Annotated in this window: 6 protein-coding genes; 5 read left to right on the top strand and 1 reads right to left on the bottom strand. The window is 34.1% G+C overall.

Annotation, left to right across the window (positions count from 1 at the left end):
* Window positions 1-121: 121 nt before the first annotated feature.
* Window positions 122-460: a hypothetical protein gene (locus A3SG_RS20325; protein WP_157485538.1), complete on the bottom strand. Its 339-nt coding sequence runs from the start codon at window positions 458-460 to the stop codon at window positions 122-124.
* 404 nt (window positions 461-864) lie between these two features.
* Here A3SG_RS20325 and A3SG_RS0117410 point away from each other — a divergent pair, with 404 nt between their 5' ends.
* From A3SG_RS0117410 to A3SG_RS0117390, 5 genes are all read left to right on the top strand, one after another.
* Entirely contained in the window at window positions 865-1668 is an 804-nt protein-coding gene (locus tag A3SG_RS0117410; protein WP_016991278.1) for an alpha/beta hydrolase, read from the top strand.
* 68 nt (window positions 1669-1736) lie between these two features.
* Window positions 1737-2747, top strand: coding sequence for a dipeptide epimerase (locus tag A3SG_RS0117405; protein WP_016991277.1), 1011 nt, complete (start codon window positions 1737-1739; stop codon window positions 2745-2747).
* A gap of 6 nt (window positions 2748-2753) precedes the next feature.
* Entirely contained in the window at window positions 2754-3785 is a 1032-nt protein-coding gene (locus tag A3SG_RS0117400) for an aminotransferase class I/II-fold pyridoxal phosphate-dependent enzyme (protein WP_016991276.1), read from the top strand.
* A 57-nt stretch (window positions 3786-3842) separates the two neighbouring features.
* Complete coding sequence (locus A3SG_RS0117395; RefSeq protein WP_029596891.1) at window positions 3843-4307, top strand: DUF1456 family protein; 465 nt, start codon at window positions 3843-3845, stop codon at window positions 4305-4307.
* A 7-nt stretch (window positions 4308-4314) separates the two neighbouring features.
* The gene (locus A3SG_RS0117390) at window positions 4315-4971 is read left to right on the top strand and encodes an NAD(P)H-binding protein (protein ID WP_016991274.1); all 657 of its coding nucleotides are present in this window, start codon (window positions 4315-4317) and stop codon (window positions 4969-4971) included.
* Window positions 4972-4983 lie beyond the last annotated feature (12 nt).

The raw sequence follows: 4983 nt of genomic DNA, 5'->3' as shown, positions 1-4983 counted from the left end.
AAATTATACTAACTAAAATTTATTTTTTGAGTTCTATTACTTGCCTGTTTTTCTATCCGACAATTGAAAGAGAGAGAAACAAAACAAAAAAAGAAACAAAATTGGTTCTCTTTCCTACTCTTTATCTGCAATCGGTATTAATCATCATACCGATCATCATGATGACTATTTTTCCTAGTTTTCTTCCTTTGTATTTTTTATTATCATGCCATTTGCCATGATGATTTTTCCCTTCATATCTTCTTTCTTCATACCTTCTTTCTTCATACCTTCGGTCCTCGTCATAATCTCTATTGTCTACATAAATGACACGTTCCGGCTGATATTCAACAGCCCTCCTTTGTGGTTCGTACCCCCGCTCGTAATGGCCCGATATAACTACTGACGGCAGCCCTATGTTTACACCTACTGAAACTTGTGCATTTATTGTACTCGAGACAAAAAAGCCGACTCCTAACATTGCAAGTAATTTAATATTTTTCATTTTTGTCGAAATTTAATTAATAACTACAATCGCTAAAACCAATAACTGTGCCACTACGTAATCATACTACGGATGAGAAGTAGTAAAATCAACCCAAAAGTCAGACTAGATAACTATAATTACTTTATTTTCAATGGTTTAAATACACATAGAATAAAAACTTAAAAAAACAACGCAAATTCATTACTGTTACAAAACGCTATTCAGAGCAACACAAACTAACAAATAGAATCTAAAATTCAAATTGATGACTTTTAATTATAGGACCCGGTCATTATTTTGTAAAAAAGACTCCTGATTATTATTGCATTCGAAATCAAACCAGTAAAATAATCACTATTTTTAACTACCAAATTGCTTCTAAATCAAAACACAACTTAATGATTAAACGACTCCTACTTATTCTTGTATTTTTTTATACCCTAACAAATACAACAGCTCAAGAAAGTACCGCCTCACTACAAGTTTCTACTTTTACGATAGAGGCCCCACAATTAAATACAACAAAAAAAATATGGGTTTATCTGCCTAAGCATTATGACAATTCAACGAAGAAATATTCCGTTCTTTATATGCACGATGCCCAAAATTTATTTGATTCAAAAACATCTTATGTTGGTGAATGGAATGTTGATGAAAAACTGGACAGTATTAATGCCCAGCTAATCGTTATTGGAATCGAACATGGCAATGAGAAGCGCATAGAAGAATTGACGCCCTTTAAAAATGAGAAATATGGTGGAGGAAATGCCGATGCCTATCTTGAGTTTATTGTTAAAACATTAAAACCTCAAATTGATCAAAAGTTCCGAACTAAGACCAAAAAGAAAAACACCCTAATCATGGGCAGCTCTCTTGGTGGATTAGTTTCTTTTTACGCGATTTTGAAATACCCGCAAGTGTTCGGAAAAGCAGGAGTCTTCAGCCCTTCCTTTTGGTTCTCAGATAAAATATTCGATTTAGCAGAAAACAAAAAAAAAATTAAAAGCAAAATATATTTTATGTGTGGCGACAATGAAAGTGAAGATATGGTCGCAGATCTGAACAAAATGGAATACCTCTTAAATACGAAGCGCTGTTATTGTCTTAATTTGAATGAGAAGAAGATTGTAAAAGGGGGGCAACATACTGAAAAATTATGGCGCGATGGATTTACGAAGGCAATTCTTTGGTTGGGGTATTAACTTATTCATTATATTTATGTACAGTTTCCGACACTTATTTACATACAATTAGATAGCTACAACTCATTATGGAATTAATAATAAGATCATACGACCTTCAGTTAAAACATACTTTTACTATTTCAAGAGAATCAATCGATTTTCAACCTTCTTTAATTGTGGAATTAAAAAGTGAAGGCTTTTCTGGTTTTGGCGAAGCAACGTCAAATCCGTATTACAATACCACTGTACCGGTAATGACAGAAGATTTGAACAAAATTCGTAGTATTATTGAAGCAAGTGATGACGCAACACCCGAAGATTTTTGGAAAAAAATACATTTCCATTTAAAAGAGGATATGTTTGCGCTATGCGCTTTGGACATGGCATATACTGATTTGTACGCGCGGAAAAAAGGAAAAAAGTTATATGAATATTGGAACTATACTACAGCAAACAATCCATTAACCGATTATACCATCGGGATTGCTTCTATAGATAAAATGGTTTCTAAAATGAAGGAATTGCCTTGGCCTATCTATAAAATTAAACTAGGAACCCACGAAGACATTGCCATTGTAAAAGAACTTCGAAAACATACTGATGCTATCTTTAGAATTGATGCTAACTGTGGATGGGGAGTTGAGGAGACAATCAACAATGCGATTGAATTAAAGAAACTGGGGGTCGAATTCCTCGAGCAACCTATGAAAGCAGATAATTGGGAAGGACATAAAGAAGTTTTAAAACATTCTGTTTTACCTATAATAGCTGATGAAAGTTGCATCATCGAAGAAGATGTCGCTAAATGCCACAATCATTTTCATGGCGTAAATATCAAATTAGTAAAATGCGGTGGATTAACTCCTGCCCGGCGCATGATTCAAGAAGCAAAACAACTAGGTTTAAAAACAATGGTGGGATGCATGACGGAATCGTCTGTAGGTATTTCAGCCATTGCTCATTTATTACCACAGTTGGATTATGTTGATATGGACGGCGCCTTGCTTCTGGCGGAAGATATAGCCAATGGAGTGACGATAAAAAACGGAAAAATCATCTATTCTGAATTGAACGGGACCGGCGTTGTTTTAAAATAATCACTAATGAAAGTCAATCAGTTTCCAGACAGAATAATTGAGGTTAAAGGAGAAAGTTATTTATACTTTGGCGGGACAGCCTATTTAGGAATGTCAGGTAATCCTCTGTTTCAAGAACTAATTATAAAAAATATACTGCGTTGGGGCTCCGCTTACGGAAGTTCCAGAAATGCTAACATAAAGCTTACGGCATATGAAAAAGCAGAAGAGTTTCTAGCAAATTATATTAGTGCAGCCGCGACAGTTACAGTTTCTTCAGGAATGCTCGCTGCAAAATTAGTATTAGAAGAACTTAACCCCCATACAGATGTCTTCTTTCACTTTCCTAATACTCACACAGCCTTAAAATCGCCATATAGTCTACCGTTTTTTATCGAAAGCGGATTAAATCCTCGCTTATTAGACAACGCAAATGAAAGGATAACAATTCTGACTGATGCTGTCCCCAGCTTTCACATAAAAGCAATCGATTTAGCAGTTATAGATTTGATTTCAAACAATAAGGAAATTACTTTGGTTATTGATGAATCCCATTCTTTAGGTGTTTTAGGAAGTAACGGATGTGGAATTTTTTCTACTATCCAATATAAAAAAATCAAACGAAAAATCATGGTCGCTTCGCTTGGTAAAGCAATGGGAATTACTGGCGGTGTCATTGCCTCTGATCAATTTTTTATTAATCAAGTAATGAAAAACGCCTCATTTATTTCAAGTGCAGGAATGAGCCCCGCTTTTGCAGAAGCATTAGGAGAAGGGGAAGCGCTTTATGAAAGCCAACATCTAAAGTTAAAAAACAATCTTAAGTACATTGATTCGCTATTGGTAAAAAAGGAATCATTCGTATTTAACCCTGATTATCCTATTATATATCCAGCGATACCGGGAATCAATGAAGTACTTACCGCCAATAAAATAGTTGTCACTAATTTTAAATATCCTGCTGGTAACAAAGAATTAAACAGAATCATATTTACAGCTAATCATACAGAAGCCGATTTAAATAAAATCATTCGTATTCTAAACCAATACCAATTCTGAACCTAAAATTTCGAGCCTTTACTTTTTAAACGTACCTTTATAAAAAATTAGAATATGATGACAAATAACGATATCTTCAAGAAACTGCGCGTTGCCTTAATGTTACGTGATGATCAAATAGTTGAAATATTGGAATTAGTAGACTTTAGAATTACTAAATCAGAATTAGGCGCTTTTTTCCGCGATGAGAAACATGAAAATTATATGGAATGTGGCGACCAAGTGTTGCGTAATTTCTTGAATGCTTTAGTTATTCATTTACGTGGAACAAAAGAAAACCCTAAAAATCCGAATGACGTTTTAGCAAAACACAAAGCACAAATACCTGCAAAGGAAGGATCTAAAGATAGACCCGAATTTAAAGCGAAGCAAAAAGATGAAGAAAAGTCAAGAGGTGATGAAGCTCCTTCGAAAACAAAATCTGCGACAAAAAAACCATTTAAGAAAGATTACCCTAAAGGAAATTCAAAAACGCAGGTAGTAGAAAAGGTAAAATACAATTTCGGAAAGAATAAAAAATAATTCAATTATGAAAACTGCTTTGATTATTGGTAGTACTGGCTTAATTGGTTCGAAATTATTGGATAATCTTTTAGAAAGTCCAGCCTACGATAAAGTCATTACTTTTGTAAAAAGAGATACTGGAAAGACACATACCAAATTAACACAACATATTATAGATTTTGATAAGCCGGAGAGCTACCAAAACTTAGTTGTTGGTGATGATTTTTTCTGTACCATTGGTACCACTATCAAAAAAGCAGGTGGTAAAGAAGCTTTCAGAAAAGTAGATTACGTCTATCCGCAGCAGTTTGCCTCCTTTGCTTTAAAAAGTAACGTCAAGCAATTTCTGACTATTTCATCGCTTGGTGCAGATAAAGCTTCTGGGAATTTCTATTTGAAGACTAAAGGAGAAATAGAAGACTTTTTGAAACAGTCCAGTTTTGAAAGTGTTGCAATTTTGAGACCTTCGTTACTTCTAGGAGATCGAAAAGAGTTTAGACTGGGAGAAAAAATAGGTGCAATATTTATGAAACTATTTTCCTTTACATTTATTGGAGGACTAAAAAAATACAAACCCATAGAAAGTGACGTCGTAGCAAAAGCTCTTTTTAGAATTGCACAAAAAAACAAAAAAGGTTTTAGCATATATGAATCCGATGAAGTCCAACAAATCGGGAACTAATAAAAACAAAAA

Origin of the sequence: Flavobacterium sp. ACAM 123 (genome assembly GCF_000264055.1) — a bacterium.
GTDB lineage: Bacteria > Bacteroidota > Bacteroidia > Flavobacteriales > Flavobacteriaceae > Flavobacterium.
This window is presented reverse-complemented; position numbering and strand designations above follow the sequence as displayed.

Excerpts from the sequence above, each read along its gene's own strand:
- A3SG_RS20325 (WP_157485538.1), bottom strand. The coding sequence starts at position 460 with ATGTTAGGAGTCGGCTTTTTTGTCTCGAGTACAATAAATGCACAAGTT.
- A3SG_RS0117410 (WP_016991278.1), top strand. The coding sequence starts at position 865 with ATGATTAAACGACTCCTACTTATTCTTGTATTTTTTTATACCCTAACA.
- A3SG_RS0117405 (WP_016991277.1), top strand. The coding sequence starts at position 1,737 with ATGGAATTAATAATAAGATCATACGACCTTCAGTTAAAACATACTTTT.
- A3SG_RS0117400 (WP_016991276.1), top strand. The coding sequence starts at position 2,754 with ATGAAAGTCAATCAGTTTCCAGACAGAATAATTGAGGTTAAAGGAGAA.
- A3SG_RS0117395 (WP_029596891.1), top strand. The coding sequence starts at position 3,843 with ATGACAAATAACGATATCTTCAAGAAACTGCGCGTTGCCTTAATGTTA.
- A3SG_RS0117390 (WP_016991274.1), top strand. The coding sequence starts at position 4,315 with ATGAAAACTGCTTTGATTATTGGTAGTACTGGCTTAATTGGTTCGAAA.